The 17,730-nt window shown below is 63.9% G+C and carries 12 protein-coding genes and 1 tRNA gene; 8 read left to right on the plus strand and 5 right to left on the minus strand.

Features of this window, described 5'->3' with window-relative positions:
• The 4 genes from Q1U94_RS06485 to Q1U94_RS06500 all read left to right on the plus strand — a co-directional run.
• Nucleotides 1-735 (plus strand): carbon-nitrogen hydrolase family protein (locus Q1U94_RS06485; RefSeq protein ID WP_300542833.1); only part of this gene is annotated, 735 nt, incomplete at its 5' end.
• Nucleotides 732-1,211, plus strand: coding sequence for an N-acetyltransferase (locus Q1U94_RS06490; protein ID WP_300542834.1), 480 nt, complete (start codon nt 732-734; stop codon nt 1,209-1,211). The genes Q1U94_RS06485 and Q1U94_RS06490, both read left to right, overlap by 4 nt.
• Nucleotides 1,208-2,716 carry a RimK family protein gene (locus Q1U94_RS06495; protein WP_300542836.1) on the plus strand — a complete coding sequence of 503 codons (1,509 nt, stop codon included), beginning with the start codon at nt 1,208-1,210 and terminating at the stop codon, nt 2,714-2,716. The genes Q1U94_RS06490 and Q1U94_RS06495 overlap by 4 nt, the downstream gene beginning before the upstream one ends.
• A 22-nt stretch (nt 2,717-2,738) precedes the next feature.
• Complete coding sequence (locus Q1U94_RS06500; RefSeq protein ID WP_300542837.1) at nt 2,739-3,074, plus strand: hypothetical protein; 336 nt, start codon at nt 2,739-2,741, stop codon at nt 3,072-3,074.
• A gap of 7 nt (nt 3,075-3,081) precedes the next feature.
• Here the strand turns inward: Q1U94_RS06500 and Q1U94_RS06505 are convergent, their stop codons facing one another.
• Entirely contained in the window at nt 3,082-3,210 is a 129-nt protein-coding gene (locus Q1U94_RS06505; RefSeq protein ID WP_300542838.1) for an entericidin A/B family lipoprotein, read from the minus strand.
• 228 nt (nt 3,211-3,438) lie between these two features.
• On the opposite strand from Q1U94_RS06505, the gene Q1U94_RS06510 reads away from it, so the two are divergent.
• The gene (locus Q1U94_RS06510; RefSeq protein WP_300542839.1) at nt 3,439-4,668 is read left to right on the plus strand and encodes a cyclopropane-fatty-acyl-phospholipid synthase family protein; all 1,230 of its coding nucleotides are present in this window, start codon (nt 3,439-3,441) and stop codon (nt 4,666-4,668) included.
• A 63-nt stretch (nt 4,669-4,731) separates the two neighbouring features.
• On the plus strand, nt 4,732-5,889 hold the full coding sequence (locus tag Q1U94_RS06515) for an alanine racemase (RefSeq protein ID WP_300542840.1): 1,158 nt from the start codon (nt 4,732-4,734) through the stop codon (nt 5,887-5,889).
• 19 nt (nt 5,890-5,908) lie between these two features.
• Here the strand turns inward: Q1U94_RS06515 and Q1U94_RS06520 are convergent, their stop codons facing one another.
• From Q1U94_RS06520 to Q1U94_RS06535, 4 genes are all read right to left on the minus strand, one after another.
• The gene (locus Q1U94_RS06520; protein WP_300542841.1) at nt 5,909-8,476 is read right to left on the minus strand and encodes an EAL domain-containing protein; all 2,568 of its coding nucleotides are present in this window, start codon (nt 8,474-8,476) and stop codon (nt 5,909-5,911) included.
• A gap of 164 nt (nt 8,477-8,640) precedes the next feature.
• A complete protein-coding gene (locus tag Q1U94_RS06525; RefSeq protein ID WP_300542842.1) occupies nt 8,641-11,520 on the minus strand; it encodes a S8 family serine peptidase in 2,880 nt (959 codons plus the stop codon).
• A gap of 229 nt (nt 11,521-11,749) precedes the next feature.
• Nucleotides 11,750-11,837 (minus strand) — tRNA-Ser (locus tag Q1U94_RS06530).
• A gap of 119 nt (nt 11,838-11,956) precedes the next feature.
• Nucleotides 11,957-15,256, minus strand: a complete 3,300-nt coding sequence (locus Q1U94_RS06535) for a TonB-dependent receptor (RefSeq protein ID WP_300542843.1) — start codon at nt 15,254-15,256, stop codon at nt 11,957-11,959.
• 291 nt (nt 15,257-15,547) lie between these two features.
• Between Q1U94_RS06535 and Q1U94_RS06540 the strand changes: the two genes are divergently transcribed.
• Together Q1U94_RS06540 and Q1U94_RS06545 are read left to right on the plus strand one after the other, a co-directional pair.
• Complete coding sequence (locus tag Q1U94_RS06540) at nt 15,548-16,480, plus strand: septal ring lytic transglycosylase RlpA family protein (protein ID WP_300542844.1); 933 nt, start codon at nt 15,548-15,550, stop codon at nt 16,478-16,480.
• Between the two features lie 16 nt (nt 16,481-16,496).
• Nucleotides 16,497-17,726 (plus strand): D-alanyl-D-alanine carboxypeptidase family protein, encoded by a 1,230-nt coding sequence (locus tag Q1U94_RS06545; RefSeq protein WP_300542845.1) that lies wholly within the window; start codon nt 16,497-16,499, stop codon nt 17,724-17,726.
• Nucleotides 17,727-17,730: the final 4 nt, after the last annotated feature.

Below are 17,730 nucleotides of genomic sequence, written 5' to 3' on the forward strand. Positions count from 1 at the left end.
TTCACCCTCCAGCTCCTCGCGCTGGAGGAGACGCGTCTGACGCATGCCCAGTCGATCGAACGGCTCACCGAGTACACGCCGCGCTTTGTCGAGGAAATGCGGCAGATGGCGATCAGCTACAACATCAACATCATCGGCGGCTCGCACCCGACACGTACAGATGACGGCGACATCCAGAATGTCGCCTATGTCTTCCTGCGCGACGGTTCCGTTCACGCCCAGGAGAAGATCCACCCGACACCGTCCGAACGTCACTGGTGGAATATCAAGGGTGGCGACCAGATTGGCACGATCCAGACCGATTGCGGTCCGGTGGGCATCCTGATCTGCTATGACAGCGAGTTCCCGGAGCTTGCCCGCAAGCTGGCGGATGAGGGCGCGAAACTCTTCTTCGTGCCGTTCTGCACCGATAACCGGCAGGGCTATATGCGGGTGCGTTACTGCTCCCAGGCCCGGGCCATCGAGAACCAGTGCTATGTCGTGATGTCCGGCAATGTGGGAAATCTGCCGGGTGTGGAAAACATGGACATCCAGTACGCCAAATCCTGCATCCTGACGCCGTGCGACTTCAACTTTGCCCGCGACGGGATCGCCGAGGAATGTTCGGAGAATGTCGAGACGGTGTCGATTGCCGATCTCGATCTGACCGATCTCGACTGGGTGCGTCTGGAAGGCACGGTGCGCAATCTGCGCGACCGCCGTTTCGATCTCTATGCGGTCACCTGGAACAAATGAGTCCGCCGGCCATCCGCGACGGCCTGCCAGCCGACCTCGACACGATTGATGCCATCGAGAGCGCCTGTTTCGAGGCCGACCGGTTCGCGCGCCGCAATCTCGCCCGCATGCTGCGCGGCGGGCGCACGCAATTCCTGCTCGCCGGATCAGAGGGATATCTGGCACTCTGCTTTCGGCGCGGCAGTTCCGTGGCGCGCATCTATTCCCTGGCGGTGCGGGAACGGGCGCGGGGGCAGGGGATCGCCGCCGCCCTGATCGAGGCGGCCCGGCGGCGGGCCCGGACTGCGGGCTGCCGCGCCCTGCGGCTGGAAGTGCGCGAAAGCAATGCGGCGGCGCGATCGCTTTACCGGCGCGCCGGATTTCGCTTGCGCAAGCGTCTGGAAGACTATTACGAGGGCGGGGAAGCGGCTCTGCAACTCGAAGCGGTCCTCGATCGGGAGGATCCTGCACCGGCCCGGGAGAGACCTCACTCGTGAGCGACTGGCTCATTCTCGTCGAACACGCCACGGACGTGGCCCAGCACGAAACTCCGCACAAGGTCCTGCGGGTGAGGGACTATCTCGCCAATCCACGCCTCTTCATGGCGCGCCGGCCCAATATCATCAACCTTGCCCGGTCCTATGCCTACCAGTCCAACGGCTACTACGCTTCGCTGCTCGCCGAAGCGCGCGGACACCGGATCGTGCCGACGGCCCAGTCCATGGTCGAGCTGTCGCGCAAGGCGCTCTACGCGCAGGCGCTGCCGGAACTCAACGCCGCCCTGACACGCGACATCGGCACTGTCGCCCCGGACGCGCGCACCCTGCTGGTCGCCTTCGGGCGCACCGAAGACAGCCGGCTGAAACGTTTCGGCCGGCTGCTCTTCGACTGGTTCCGCGTCCCGGTTCTGGAAGTGACACTGGCGCCGGCAGGTCTTCAGATCGAGCGGATCCGGCCGGTTGCGCCGAATACGCTGAAGGGCGAGGCCCGCGCATTCTTTCTCGACAGTCTGGACTCGCACACCAGCCGCGCCTGGGTGGCCCAGAAAGAAAAGGCGCCGTCGCGCTGGTCGCTGGCCGTACTGACCGATCCGAAGGAGGCCCTGCCGCCGTCCAGGCCGGCCTCGCTGAAACGCCTGGCTACGGTCGCGGCGAGAATGGGCGTGGAAGTCGCCCCTATCGGGCCGAACGACCTGGCCAGCCTGGCCGAATACGATGCCTTGTTCATCCGCGCCACGACCGCAATCGACAACTACACCTACCGTTTCGCCCGCCGCGCGGAACAGGAAGGCATGCCGGTGATCGACGATACGGGCTCGATCATCCGGTGCACCAACAAGGTTTTTCTGAAGGAGCTGCTCGAGCAGGCCGGCGTGCCGGGCCCCCGCACCGAGGTGCTCGACGAGACGCAATCCCTGGACGGACTGCTCGACCGGCTCGGCACGCCGGTGGTTCTCAAGGCACCGGACGGTTCCTTCAGCCGGTCCGTGCACAAGGTGGCCAGCGAGAGCGAGCTGCGCACCCAGGCAAAGGCCCTGTTCAAGGATACGGCCCTGATTATCGCGCAGGAATACATGCCCACGGCCTATGACTGGCGGGTCGGTGTGCTCGACGGCCAACCCCTGTATGCCTGCAAATACAAGATGGCACGCGGCCACTGGCAGATCATCAAGCACGGCGCGGGTGGCAAGGTAACCGAGGGCGGGTTCGAGACCCTGGATGTCGCGGATGCGCCGGCGGACGTTATCGATGCCGCGGTGCGCTCGGCACGGCTGATCGGGCAGGGGCTTTACGGGATCGACCTGAAGCAGAACGATCAGGGCGTTTTTGTCATCGAGGTCAATGACAATCCCAATCTGGAAACCGACGTCGAAGGCGCCGTGCTGAAAGATCGTTTGTGGGAGGCCATCATCGCCTGGTTCTCGACGCGGCTGGAACGGCGGATCGGCAATCCGGCGGCTCGACCACCCTCGAACGGCGCCAGGGCAATGTCCGGTGATTGACGGCCACTGCCATTGCGGGCGCGTGGGCTGGACACTCCATACCGAGCCCGAACCGGACTGGCTGACCCGTTGCAACTGTTCCTATTGCCGTCGTTCCGGCGCGCTGTGGGCCTATGCGCCGGCCGATGCCGTCACGCTCAACTATGAGCCCGAAGACACGATCCGCTACATCCGGGGCGATGCGACGCTGGCCTTCATCGCCTGCGCCCGTTGCGGCGGCACGACACACTGGGAAAGCCTTGATCCGGCGAACCGGCCACGCATGGCGGTCAACATGTTGATGGCCGAACCCGATGCGGCCGAAGGACGGCGGATTCGCCTGTTCGACGGTGCCGACACCTGGGAATTTCTCGATTGAAGGCGGATCAGTCGGCCGTGTCCTGGACCGTCTGGCCGGCCCGTTCGAGGTCCTGGCCCATGCCGCGGATCGTGTTGCAGGCGGCAAGCGAGAGCGTGGTGAGCGCAATGAGCAGGCTCGCAGCGAGTTTCTTCACGGCGCATATCCTCCGGTCTGAGACCCCGCCAAATTAGCGTTTCCGCCGTTATGCGAAAGCAAAATCCGCCCGCAATGATTGAGATCAATGCGGCCTTGCGCGAGATTTTCCATGGTCATGCACGACGGAGAGGCCGAAAAATACGCGTGATGCGCGAGTTACGCCTTGCGGTTTCATGACGACCGCCCAAATACAGAGGCGTAGGGTTGGACAGAACGGAGCGAAGCCATGCTGTTGGCACAGGTCGCGCGCCGTATTGTTAAGCGCGGACAGCTCACCCTCATCGACGCCGGGGGTAAAATTCACGAAATCGGCGATCCGGACACCGGGCCGCGCGCCGGGTTCCGCATCACCAGCAGACGCTGGCAGCGCCGCATTCTGCTCAATCCTCAACTGGCAATCGGCGAAGCCTATATGAACGGCGGGCTGGAGCCGGTGGATTGCGATATCCAGGACGTGTTGCGACTTCTTATCGCCAATATGAAGAATGCGCGGTCCAATCGCTGGTATGCGCTTCTGGACCGTTGGCGCATCCTCATCCGCCGGCTGGCCCAGCACAATCCCGTGGGACGGGCCCGGCACAATGTGGCGCATCACTACGACCTGTCTGACACGCTCTACAAACTCTTCCTGGACCGGGACCGCTTCTACTCCTGCGCCTATTTCGAACCCGGTGTGGACGATCTGGAAACGGCCCAGGCCGCCAAGGCCCGGCATCTTGCCGCCAAGCTGTGTATCCAGCCGGACTGCTCGGTCCTGGATATCGGCGCGGGATGGGGCTCTCTGGCCCTTCACCTTGCCCAGCATGGCGCCGGCCGCGTTGACGGGGTCACCCTGTCGGAGGAACAGCATGCCTTCGCCCGGGACTGGATGACGCGCGAACAGGTGGATGACCGGGTCGATATCCGGCTTGAGGACTACCGCAACGTCCAGGAACGCTACGACCGGATCGTCTCCGTGGGCATGTTCGAGCATGTCGGCATCGGCCATTATCGCGAATATTTCGAAACTGTGCGCGACTGTCTCAAGGATGACGGCATTGCCGTGATCCATTCCATCGGCACGTCCGGACCACCCGCCGCCAATCACCCCTGGATCGACAGGTATATTTTCCCGGGCGGCTATATCCCGGCGCTGTCGGACGTCTTGCCGGTTGTCGAGCGCACGGGACTGATCGTCACCGATATCGAGATCCTGCGTCTGCACTATGCCGAGACGCTCAAGCATTGGCGCCGGCGCTTCGATGCCCACCGCGAAGAGATTGCCGATATCTACGACGAACGCTTCTGCCGCATGTGGGAATTCTATCTGGCCGGGGCGGAGGAAAGCTTCCGCGAAGGCGAGCTGATGGTGTTCCAGCTTCAACTGGCCAAGCAACACGATGCCGTGCCGCTGACCCGGGACTATATTACCGAATTCGACCGGGCCCATCCGGAGGGGCTGATGGCGGCGGAATAGGGAGGCTCGCGCCGGCCGCCAATTCGGGTTAGGTCTGCGGCTATCGCCTTGCTGGAGCGAAGCGTGGCCGACGACCCGACATTTGCCGTTTTCGATCCCGACTTACCCGCCGCTGTTGGCGACACGCCGGCCGTTGCCGTCGATCTTGTGCGTCTCAACCGGAATATCGACCGCATGGCCCGTCGCGCCCGGGCTGGCGGGGTGGCGCTGCGGCCGCACATCAAGACCCACAAGAGCCTGGCGATCATGCAGCGCCAGCTGGCCGCCGGGGCCAAGGGTATCACGGCATCGAAGAGTTCCGAGGCCGCGATATTCGCGGCCGGCGGGGCGCCCTCGGTCACCATCGCCTATCCGCTGCTGGACCCGGCCAAGATCGACCGGGTGCTGGCGGCCGCGGCCACGCCGCAGACCGGGCTGCGGTTTGTCGTCGACAGCCCGGCCGGTGTCCGGGCTCTCGGCGCCGCTGCACGGCGAACGGGAGCAATGCTCGACGCACTCGTCGAAGTCGATGTCGGCCTGCACCGTTGCGGTATCGATCCCGGAGCCGATGCGGGGCTGGCCCTGGTCCGGACCATCGATGCCGATCCGCATGTATGTTTCGCCGGCCTGCTCTCCCATGCCGGCCAGGCCTACAGGGCCGTCAATGCCGAGGCAGTGCGCGATGTTGCGCGAACCGAGCGGCGGATCATGATCGATCTGGCCGAACGGCTGCGGAAGGACGGTATCGAGGTGGGAGAGGTTTCAGTCGGCAGCACGCCCAGCGTCGTGCTCAATGACGGTTTCGAGGGCATCACCGAAATCCGGCCCGGCAATTACGTCTTCATGGACCGGACCCAGATCGCGCTCGGCGTGGCCGGGCTTGCCGATATTGCGCTGTGGGTCGTCGCCACCGTGGTCAGTGCCAATGACCGTTTCGCCATAATCGATGCGGGATCGAAAGTCCTCAGTTCGGATGCCGGCCCGCACGGGTCGGACGCACTGGCCGGTTTCGGCCTGGCCTGGCATGCCGACGATCCGGGCAGGGGGGCGATGACGATTGCCGCATTGTCCGAAGAGCATGGTTTCGTCGTTCACGACGGCAAGCCGCCCGCCATCGGTACGCGTCTCGTCATCCTCCCCAATCATGCCTGCCCGGTCGCCAATCTTGCGCGGGAATTTATGGTGGTCGAGGGCCGGACGGCCCGGCGCTGGCCGGTCGATGCGCGGGGCTGCGTGAGTTGACCGGGGGCAGGCGCTGCAATCAGGCCTGCCGGGTCTCATTGTCGGGCATGTCCTGATAGCCGATGAGGAAGCTCTCCAGCGTATCCAGCGGCAGCGGCTTGGACAGGTAGAAACCCTGCAGATAGTCGCATCCGAGAAGTTTCAGGGTGGCCAGCTCGGTCTCGGTCTCCACGCCTTCCGCCACCAGTTCCAGGCCCAGATTGTGGGCAAGATCGACGGTCGATTTGACCAGCAGGCGACCACGGGAGCTGCCGCCGACGTCCGCGACGAACTGCCGGTCCAGCTTCAGCTCGTCACTCGGGATGCGTTGCAGATAGGCGAGAGAGGATTGGCCCGTCCCGTAGTCGTCGATGGAGATCCGCGCACCCGATTCGCGCCACATCGCCAGGTGCTCCAGGGCCAGGTCCGGGCTGGAAAGCACGGCCGTCTCGGTTATCTCGAGCGTCAGCGGGCCGCAGGCAGACGCGATCATCGGCTGCACCCGGCGAGCGAAGTCCCGGTCGCCCACCAAAGTCGCTGAAATGTTCACCGCAAAGCCCAGCGGAATGCCCGCGGCCAGCAGGCGGCGCTGGTCGTCCAGGACCCGGCGCAGACACCATTCGGTAAGGGCCTTGATATGCCCGGTCTCCTCGGCCTTGGCGATGAACTGGTCCGGAGGAATGAAACCGCGTTCCGGGTGCTGCCAGCGGCACAGCGCCTCGACACACTCGAAACGGCCGGTGCGGATATTGAATTGGGGCTGATAGTGCAGGCGCATCTCGCCACGTTCGGTGGCTTCCAGCATTTCACTCATCAGCGTCAGATTGGCGGCCGGGTCACCATATTCACTGGCATCGAAAACCGCGATCGAACTGGCTTCGCGGCGTGCCCTGTCGATCGCCAGATTGAGCTGCTGCAGCGATTGGTCGACGTCGTTGTCATGGGCCAGGCCGGCGACCAGGCTGACATCGATAGACGCATTCTCGATTTTGACGGGCGAATCGAACATCCGCAGGACGCCGGCCATCAGGCCCCGGCACGCATCCAGATCATTGGTCGGGGCCACAAGGCCGAACAGGCCCGAGGAGAGGCGATGCACCTTTGCCCCTTTGAAACACCGGCCAAGCCTGCGGGCCGTCGCAATTTCCAGCTTGGCAAAGGCGTTGTAGCCCAGCGCGCCTTCCAGCTGACGCCGCCGCGTGATCTGGAACGCCATTACAGCCGGGACTTGGCCCTGCTCGGTCAATGCGGCGCGCAGGGCTTGCGCCAGTGCGGCACATGTCGGCAATCCGGTCGCGGCATCCCTGTACAGGGCTTCCGAGAGATAGCGGGCCCGCGCCCGGGCGGCGCGGCCCTGCATCACGAAGAAAATGATCGCACCGAGCAGGGCCGCACCCACGCCGATCGCCACGATCGTGTTTTGCCGTTGCCGCGAGCGGGAAAGTTGCAGCGCCTGCTCCAGGCTCGCCGAGCGCAATTGCTGGATTTCGAGTTCCTGTTCGGCAAAGTCGAACTGGGCGCCCATGAGCGCGGCATTCGCCGAGGATGCAAAGTCGGCCCGCTCGTCGGTCAGGCGCTTGAACGCGCGCAGGTGTTCATACGCCGAATCCCACTCGCCGTTCTCGGCGTATATTTCGGCCGCACTGCCGTGCAGTTCCATGAAGGTCTGATTGGTTTCGCGGCTATCCACGCCCTCCAGAGCTACCGCCAGGAAACGCAATGCATCGCGCGACTCACCGCGCGCATGCGCGATCTGGGCGCGTACTCCCCAGAAGAACCGCACCCATTCGAATGTGCCGTCGTCGGCGACCCGGACGAACGCCTCGTCGATCGCGGCCTCGGCCTCGTCGTACCGGCCGGCCAGAATATACATGTTGGCCAGATTGTTCAGGATGCGCGCCTCGAGGATCGGACTTTCCATTTCACGCGCCAGCTCGCGAGCCCGGGTGAAGGATACGGCGGCGCGTTCAAACGCCTCAAGCTGGGTGAGCGCGTTGGCCATATTGTTGTGCGCGGCCAGGTCGAGCGAGGGGTCCTGATAACGCGCCAGCGCATTTTCGAAATACTCGACAGCGCGGTCATATTGCTGCGCATCGGTATAGATCGACGCCATGGACTGCAGTGCGATGGATTCGCTGCGCCGCTCGTCAATGCCGCGATAGATCTCGTAGGCCTGCTGGTAGCGTTCCAGCGCGCTGCCATGCTGGCCGAGGACTTTCTCGATCCGGCCGAGAGAGGTGTAGATATCGCCGGTGAGCTTGGCGGGGGCCGGGTTCTCGCCCAATTGTTCCAGCGCGCGCAGCGCGACCGGGTAGGCTTCTTCGCTCCGGCCCAGCCGGGTGAGGGCCTCCGATTGCAGCCACCAGGCGGTGGCATGGGCGATGTCCCGGTCGGGGGCGGGCAGTTGCGCCGCCAATTGCCCGGCCCGTTGCGACAGCTGCAGCGCCGCGTTCGGATCGGCCATCATCGAGGACTGGGCGGCCGAGACGGTGCCGGCGAAGGTTTCGGCTTCCCGCTCGTCCTGCGCATACCCGGCCGCTGCTCCCAGAGCCAGCCAGAGCCAGCTGAGACACACGACCAGCCAATACGTCAGCTTCCGATTGATCACCCAAATCCCCTGTTCAATTCCAGGCGCGCTTCCTCCGGGTTGCCTCTTCTAACCAAACATATTGAAGAAAGGCCTAACCCACACCGGCCAGCCCGCAACATGCCGGAAACAAGATGAGGCCGCCGGCGGTGCCGGCGGCCTCCCTGTCTGGAACGGGATTGAACCTAGAATTTCAGATGCAGGCGCAACCCGGCTGAAGCTTGAGAAAACTCAAGTGTTTCCTGTGCGGATCCCGACACCTGTTCGCGAGCAAACAGGCTCATCGCGGCACGGTCCGAACCCAGACGCGTTGCATAGATGAATTCTGCATAGACCGCGCGTTCTCCGCCGAGCTCCCAGGTCTGGGACTGCAGACCCAGCTCCCCCGTTTCACGATCGACCACATGCATGCCCGTATATTCGAGCGCGCCGCTTTCGACGTGGAGCGGCTGGACCAGCGAGACGCGCAGCCCGTCGCTGCCGCCGAAGATCCGGTCCAGCTGGATGGAGGCCTGTGCGGCGGTGCTCCCGATGGCATCGGCAATGCGCAACGTGTCGCCGGAGAAACCGGTTGTCCGCGTCCGCGCCGCCGTCACGGAGGCGTTGACGGAGAGGCGTTCCACCGGGCGTGTCTCCAGCCCGACCGTAAGGGCCGACGTGTCCGCGCCGCCTTCCATCGCCAGCACGCTCGCACCCTGCGTTCCGAGCAGGCCGGTGGCTTCGTGCAGCTGCGTCAGGGACGCGTTGAGGCTCATACGGTCCGAGACACGGTGCCGGACGTTCACGTGCAGGGCACCGGCCTGGTAGGGTTCGATACCCGGCGTGACAGCCAGTTCCTCGCCCGTACCCGGCATCAGATAGATGTCCTGCTCATAGGTCGTGCTGAGTCCGAAGGAGACGTCGGTATTGTCCGACAGGGTGTAGAGGCTGGTGCCGTACACACCGCCCGATGCCAGTCCCAGCACCGGATTCACACCCCCGGTTTCCGGGCGGTAATCCGAATAGAGACCGAAGCCCGGCCGGCCGGTCAGTGCCAGGGCGCCTTCGCCCAGGCCGAACTCCAGCGACCGGCCGCTGGAGCGATCGTCCAGCCGCACGCTCATCTGGAAGCCCAGGGAGCGGGCCATGCCGGGATCAACCGGATCGAGGCGGGTCGCCTGGGCGGTGATCCGCAGATCGCCCTGATCGCTCAGCGTCCGCGTATGCTGCGCGCGGTCGGAAAAGGCCGTGCCGGTGAAGTTTGCGACGCTGCGATCGTAGATATACTGCTCGGCATAACGATCCGCGATATTCTCCGCCAGGGTGGAACCTTCGGTCAGATCCGACAATTCCATCCCGAAATCGCGGTAGCTGCCGCCGATATCCTCGAACACGAAGACACGGCCATTCCTTACCGAGCGCAGATTCAGCCGGTCGCCCGTGATGACCAGATCATTGGCCGCCACCCGGTTGCCGCGCTTGTCCAGTGCGTAGAGCGCATCCGGATCGATCGGCGACATGGCGCCGGCGACATCCAGAAGGCCGCGGCCATAGACCGGATCGGTGCCCGGCTCGCCGAGGTCCTGTGCCGAATCGAGCAGCACATCGGCAACCTCGCCGCCGTCGAGCCACTTCCACCAGCCCTTCACCAGGGCTGCCGCGCCGGCAACCAGCGGCGCCGCGAAGGATGTGCCGGTGGCCCGGGTCACGCCGCCATTGCCATCGGAGACAAGCAGCAATTCGCCCGGTGCCACCAGGAAGCGGTCCATCAGGCGATGACCGTCCGGACAGGCGCCCCGCACCGTGAGGCAGGCCTCGCCCGGCGTGTTGGAAAAGCTGGAAATCCCGCCGGCCGGACCGACCGAGCCGACAATGATCAGATTGTCGACAACGGGTACGCCCGTCCAATCCAGGTCCACACTCTGCGCCAGGCCGTCATTGCCGGCCGCGACGACAAAGGTCAGATTGCCGGAATGCCTTGCAACACCGGGCTGGGCAAAGACATTCGCCCATTCCTGATGCAGCGTCCAACCGGGCACGCCCAGCGACATGTTGATCACGCTGACACCGCCACGCGCGAGGCTTTCAACTCCGTCTGCGACGGACGCCCAATCCGAGGTCCGGGACTCGTCGAACGGATTGTAGAAGCGCATGCTGGCATGCGGCGCCACACCTATCGTGCCCTGGCCGTCGATCGGGGCACCGATCAGGCTGGCCACGGCGTCGCCATGATTGACGCCCAGATCCTCGCGATTGCCCAGCTGGCCGCGGAAGCTGCCGGCGCCAACGTCATTCACGCCGAAATCAAGCACGCCGACGACCGGGGAGCGGCCCTCGTCATAGCGGTGTGCGAGGGCGGGCGACCAGTTGATTGCCGGCATCCAGTGATCGACATGATCGAAGCCGCTGTAGGACATCAGCTGATCGTAGAGCGTCAAAAAGAACTCGGAGCGCTCCGCCGCGCTGACATCGGCCAGGGAGTCGGGGTTCGACAGATCGATCCCGAACCGGTCGAGCAGATCGTTCAGGAAAGCCTCTTCCAGGGTCTTTCCGGTCATCTCCTGAACGGCGTCGGCGAATATGGCAGAGGCATCGTTCAGCAAGCCGGAAAGGCTGGCGGCAATCGCGGAGTAGTCACCATCACCCGACTGGGCGTCCATCCACTGCGAATTGAGCTCGCCCCAGGCCGGACCCGTCGCTTCCCAGAACGGCGAGATGTCATCCCAGAACGGGTTGATATCGCCCTTGAAGGGATTGATGTCGCCCCAGAAGGGCGAGATGTCGCCCCTGAACGGGTTGATGTCACCGAAGAAGGGATCGATGTCGCCCCAGAAGGGGGAAATATCGCCCCAGAAGGGAGAGATATCGCCGTAGAACGGGTTTATATCCCCCCGGAAGGGGTTGATGTCGCCGCGGAAGGGATTGATGTCCCCCGTGAACGGATTGATATCGCCCTTGTAGGGGTGAATGAAGTTGAACTCATTGGTTCCGGACTGGTCACCATCTTGCGGCTGCGCGAACGCGCCCGGTGTCCCGAAGCCGGCGAGCGCTGCTGCCGCGGCACTGATCATGAGATGTCGACGCATGGGAGTCCTCCCGCCCTAATTACGAGCGAGCAGGATCCCAAACAAATTGAGCAAAAATGCTAATGGACTTGGTTATCAAACCCTTATTTTGATTGGATAGTTTACACTTCCCTACCAAATCCTCCGGCAGCGGCCCGACAGGAATGGGGTCTTTGCTGACGGACAGCCGGACTGCATGTGCAGGCTGCGTTCCTGCGCAAGCCTGAGCAGGAAATTGCAATCGTGTGTGTGGCGGAGGGGGAGGGATTCGAACCCCCGGAACCTCGCGGTTCAACGGTTTTCAAGACCGCCGCAATCGACCACTCTGCCACCCCTCCATGCAGTCTGCAGATAACGGGGAATGCCGGGCCGGCGCAAGCGCGCCTGTGCAGGTGAGGCGGGATGCAAAAAGGCCGGGCGCAGGGCCCGGCCTTCTGCCTGGTAATCTTGCCTTGTCCTAGAACCGGTCGCGGATGGGACCGGTCGAGACATTGAAGCCGATGAAGAATGTCCGGCCCACGGCACCCACCGGATAGGAGATCGAGCCCGTGATCGGTTCTTCCTCGAACACGTTGTTGACACCGCCATAGAAGGACATGCGGTCATTGATCTGATACGTGCCCGACACGTCGTGCCGCCACAGATCGCCCGTCCAGGCATTGGTGAAATTGGCCGCCGTTTCGATCTCGATCCGCGGCGTGAACGCCAGGAATTCATCCCAGTAGGATGCCTGCCAGTTCAGTGTCCAGCGGTCGGTATCCCAGCGCGCATTCAGCACATAGCTGTCCTGCGGCTGGCCGCCTTCATAGAGAAGGTCGTTGACGATCGAGGGATCGGTCGGATCCTCGCGGCGTTCCAGGCGTTCGATATGATTGCCCAGTGCACTGAACGTCATCGAACCCCAGCTCGCCATCGAGTCGGACAGGTCGGCCAGATCGAACGTATAGGCGACCTGGTAGTCATAACCCTCCGTCTCGATCGCCGCGAAGTTCAGCTGACCGGTCGTGAAGTTGGACAGGCCGAGATAGGTCGGCGATGCCGGATTCTGATCGCGCTCGAACTGGTCGCAGAACGGGTTCGGGAAGGTTGCCGCGTCGTAGCAGGCCTCCAGGATTTCCTGCAGACCCACCGCGGCAATGCCATCCTCGATCTCGATCGAATAGTAGTCGGCCGTGATCGACAGCCCCGGAATGAAGCGGGGTTCCAGGACGAAGCCGACAGTCAGCGTGTCCGCGGTTTCGACATCGAGGTCGGGATTGCCGCCCGTGAAGCCTCCGACACGAGCGGTAAGCGGGTCGGCGAAGCCGGCAGGAATGCCGTCGGCGGCACAGTTGGCGGCCCGGAATTGGGAACCGTCATTGATATTGCCGGCATCACACGGGTCGAGCGGACGCGCTGTCGTGGCCGTAAGCGGCGAGAACAGCTCGTTCACATTCGGCGCGCGCACGGTCTGCGACAGCGTGGAGCGGAAGCGCAGATCGTCGACCGGCGCCCAGGTGCCGCGGACATTCCAGCTCTCGGCACCGCCCAGCGTGGAATAGTCCGAATAGCGGTAGGCGCCTTCCAGGATGAGTTCCTCGGCCAGCGGAACGCCGATCAGCAGCGGAACGGAAATCTCGCCGAACAGCTCGGTGACGTCGAAACCGCCCACGACCGGGTTCACGGGCGCATTGACCGGGAAGATCAGCGAGCTGGTCGAAGCGGCACCGTCCGGGCTTTCCAGCGGATCCGGAACGAACTCGCTTTCCTCTTCGCGGTATTCCGCGCCCAGGGCCACGCCGATCGGGCCATAAGGCAGCTCGAAAAAGTCCGAACTGTCACCGAAGATGACACCGGACAACACCGTCTGTTCGAGTGTGCGCGAGCGGTGCGTCGTCGCCGTTACCCAGTCAATGGCCTCCTGGGACGGCGCGCCGATACCGAAGATGTTCATCGGCACGCAATCGCCCTGCGCGGGCGTAAAGGTGTTGTAGCCATTCCAGTAGCCCGCGCTCGACAGGAAGGAGCCGATCGGCGGCGTGCCCGGATCGATTTCCGAGCGGCAGACGATGTTGCCGGTTGACGGATCGACAACAGCATCCGCTGCAGCATAGAGCCGGTCGATGAGGAGACCGCCTTCCTGGGTCGAATCGATATCGGACCGGCCGTAGTTCAGATAGACGTCGTACGAAAAGGCGGAGGTACCGATATCGCCCTCAAATCCGGTCACCAGCCGGACCGTCTGGCGGTCTGTCGTGCTCAGGGAGCGCCCCAGATCGGTCATGTCGCGGCCGACCAGGATGTTGACGTCCTCAAGCGTGGTGTAGCCCGGATTGTCGTTGACGAAGGTCGTGATCGCATTGCGCAAATTCGTCGGGATATACGGGTTGTCCCACTCGATCACCCAGGAGTCGAAGAAGCCGTTGACGCCCTGGGAATTGTTGAAAACGGTTTCCGAGGCCGAGAATTTGGCTTCCAGATACCAGCGATGGTTCGGCGTCACGTCGTAGCGCGTGGTGAAGTTCACCGTGAAGCGCTGATCGTTCGGCGTCAGGGAGCGCAGGTCGCGCCCGCTGCCGGTGCCGTCGCCGCCGAAGGCATTCTGGCTGCCCGCAATGAGACCGTCCTGGAAGACTTGCGCGCCGGCATTCGGGTCGCGCATGACGTGACAGCCGGCGAAACCGCCAAAGCGCTGCAGCTGGGTGCCGTTGATGGTCTCCAGACAGTCATCGATCCCGTTATTGTTGAAGTCGAAGATGACCCCGTCGCCGCCAAAGTTCACGCCCGAATTGGGATCGTTCGGATAGGTGGCCAGGAATGTGAAGCCGAGCCAGTCGACACCGATCAGCGAGCCATAGCTGGACAGGTTGAAGCGCGGGAAATCCATGATCGCACGCGGCGGGACGCCCTGGATTCGCGCACACAAGGCCGATTCGGCCCCAGCCGGCAGCGAACCGCCGCCACAGTGATCGGAAATCGTGTCGCCCAGCAAGATCTGGTCGATACCGTACTGATCGATATCCGCCTGCTGGATGAAGAGGTCCGGATTCGGCCAGTCGGATGCTGCGCGGTCGCCCCGGGTGTGCTCACGCGAACCGATATTGATGCCGGTGGAGTTTTCCGCCGCGAAGCTGATGGTGAAATTGCCGCGGCCATTGTCGAAATTCTCGCCGATCGTGGTCTGAAGCGTGAAATTCTGGGCATCTCCATCATCGGCGATGCCGAACTGGGCGCGGGTTTCCGTCCCCTCGAAATCGTCCTTAAGGATGAAGTTGACCACACCGGTCACAGCATCCGCACCGTAAACGGCCGATGCGCCGCCGGTGAGCACTTCGACGCGCTGGACCAGCGCGGACGGGATCGTGTTGACGTCCACGGCGGCGGTGCCGGCCTGGCCGGATACATGGCGACGGCCATCCACCAGCACCAGCGTCCGGTTCGTGCCGAGATTGCGCAGGTCAAGCGTCGCGGAACCCTGGACACCCACGCCGGCATTGGCGTTGTCGGCAGTGTTGTTGGAGCCCAGAAGCGCGGGCAGGTCATTGACCACATCGGCGATATTGATATCACCGGACAGGGTCACATCCTCTTCGCTGACGGATTGCACCGGTTGCGGCGAAACAAGATTCGGGTCGCGCGCGATGCGCGAGCCGGTCACCACGATGGTCTCGTCGGCGGCCGCTTGCGCGTCGTCCTGCGCCAGCGCCGCACCGGGGACGGCCAGGCCCCCGACAAGGATCGCCAGTGCACTCGTACTTCCTGTGAGCAGTGATTTCATCACATCCCCTCCAAGTGACTAATCGGCAGGCTCCCACGGAGCCTGTCACGAATGTTTCACAACGTTAATCATCCCGAAAGTCACAATCGCCCGGCGCGCGATAAAAGGGGTTGTTTCTGCGACCGGCGTGCCCTTCAGGCCGCAGTTTGCCCTGATAGCGGGCGCCATTGCCGGGGAATGTGGCAAATTCTTCTCCGGCCGTGTTCATGTGTCCAGGCGGACGTGGTTACCGACCTTTCACCAATCCGCGCTAGTGTCATGCGACCGACTAGCCGAACGCACCGGAAACCCGTGTCTACAACCCGCCTTGCCATCGCCCTCATGACTGCCAGCCTGGTTGCCGCCTGCACGTCCGGTCCGGACCGCTATCGCGACTATTCCGGCCCGACGGAAGGCTGGGCGCCGGCCACCCGGACGGGCGGGTCCGGCGCGGCGGCGGCGCATATCGACACCGGGGCCCTGATCGCATCCTCGAACCGGCACCAGAAGGTGGGCAATCCCTATTCGGTGGGCGGGCGTACCTACCGGCCCCATCGCAATGACCGGTATGACGAGACCGGGATTGCGTCATGGTACGGGCCGAATTTCCATGGCCGGCCAACGGCCAATGGCGAGATCTTCGACCAGCACTTGATGACCGCGGCGCACACGACCCTGCCGATTCCCTCGATCGCCGAAGTCACCAATCTGGAAAACGGGCGCAGCGTGATCGTGCGGATCAACGATCGCGGCCCCTTTGTCGACAATCGCATTATCGATCTCAGCCGGGCGGCCGCCACGGAACTCGACTATATCGGGGCGGGCCTGGCCCGCGTGCGCGTGCGTTATCTCGGTGCGGCCCATGCCGGCGGTGCGGCGCCGGCCCGGGCATGGCGGTCTCACACCGAACCGGCGGCTGCGCCGGTGCAGGTCGCACAGAACACGGCTGCGCCGGCTGCAGCGAACGATGCGGCCCATACACAGCCGGAGGCCGGCCGGGTGCCGGCACCGGGCGGACCGCTGACCCTGCAGATCGGGGCGTTCAGCGATGCAGCCAATGCCGCGCGGTTCGCGGACCGGGTGGCGGGGGCAGGGGATGTCTGGGTCGAGCCTGGACAATCCGGTCATGGCCCGGTCTTCCGGGTCTATTTCGGCCGCTGGACCGATCGCGGCAGCGCCGATGCCGCTCGCATGAACCTGGCCGACTGGGGCGTTTACGACGCCCGGATCGTCGCTCTCGACTGATCCTCGGGCGTCCGCCATGCTGGACGCCATGCTCTTGCCGCGCTTGTATGCGGATCTCGCCGAACCCACCCGTTCCGATTCCGGCCAGGGAGCCAATGTCGTGCGCTTCTTCCTTGCGATTTCCTGTCTGCTTGCTGCCGTCTGCCATAGTGCAGCCGGTGCCCAGACGGCCTACGAGACCGATGCCAGCCATTCCGTGATCATGGATTACGAGACCGGCGAAATCCTGTTCAGCCGCAATGGCGACGAGCCGATGCCGCCGGCCTCGATGTCGAAGATGATGACGGTGCTGATGACGCTGGAGGCGATCGAATCGGGGTCGCTGTCTCTGGACGACGAATTGCCGGTCTCCGAGGACGCGTGGCGGCGGGGCGGGGCGGCCTCGGGCTCGTCGACCATGTTTCTCGAGGTCAACAGCCGCGCCCGCGTCGAGGACCTGTTGCGCGGCGTCATCGTGCAGTCGGGCAATGATGCCTGCATCGTGCTGGCCGAAGCCATCGCAGGCAGCGAAAGCGCATTCTCCGACATGATGACCGAGCGCGCGCACGAACTCGGCCTGGCCTCGGCGAATTTCACGAATTCCACCGGCTGGCCCGATCCCGGCCACGTGATTTCTGCGGCAGATCTGGCCGAACTGGCGCGCATCCTCATTCGCGACCACCCCGAATTCTACGGCATCTGGGCCGAGCGTGAATTCACCTATAACGGTATCCGCCAGTCCAACCGCAATCCGCTTCTGGGCGTGTTTTCCGGCGCCGACGGTCTCAAGACCGGCCATACCGAGGACAGCGGCTATGGCCTGGTCGGTTCGGCCGAACGCGACGGAGTTCGCCGGATCATCGTCTTCAACGGCCTGGACTCGAACGCGGCCCGCGCCGCAGAAGCGGAACGCATGATGCGCGCGGCACTCAGCGATTACGATGTCTACAACCTTTTTGCGGCCGGTGACGACGTCGGCCACCGGGCCGAGGTCTTCATGGGCGAAGCCGGCAGTGTCGCCCTGCGGGTCGATACCGACATCACAGCCGGTCTTCATCGCCGCGCGCGCCGCGATCTCAGCGTGACAGTGAATTATGACGGTCCGGTCCCCGCTCCGATTGCCGAGGGCGATGTCATCGGGACGCTGCGTGTGGAGGCGCCGGGCTATGAAGCGCGCGAATACCCGCTCCTGGCGTCGGAACCGGTCGCCAAGAAGGGGCTTATGGGCCGGATAGGCGCCGTAATTGCTCACATGCTCAGGGGCTAGGCGT

It is taken from the genome of Maricaulis sp., assembly GCF_030149515.1.
Taxonomy (GTDB): domain Bacteria; phylum Pseudomonadota; class Alphaproteobacteria; order Caulobacterales; family Maricaulaceae; genus Maricaulis.

Bases quoted from the DNA above. Each gene is read 5' to 3' on its own strand.
- Q1U94_RS06525 (WP_300542842.1), bottom strand. From the start codon at position 11,520: ATGCGTCGACATCTCATGATCAGTGCCGCGGCAGCAGCGCTCGCCGGC.
- Q1U94_RS06535 (WP_300542843.1), bottom strand. From the start codon at position 15,256: ATGAAATCACTGCTCACAGGAAGTACGAGTGCACTGGCGATCCTTGTC.
- Q1U94_RS06545 (WP_300542845.1), top strand. From the start codon at position 16,497: ATGCTGGACGCCATGCTCTTGCCGCGCTTGTATGCGGATCTCGCCGAA.
- Q1U94_RS06510 (WP_300542839.1), top strand. From the start codon at position 3,439: ATGCTGTTGGCACAGGTCGCGCGCCGTATTGTTAAGCGCGGACAGCTC.
- Q1U94_RS06490 (WP_300542834.1), top strand. From the start codon at position 732: ATGAGTCCGCCGGCCATCCGCGACGGCCTGCCAGCCGACCTCGACACG.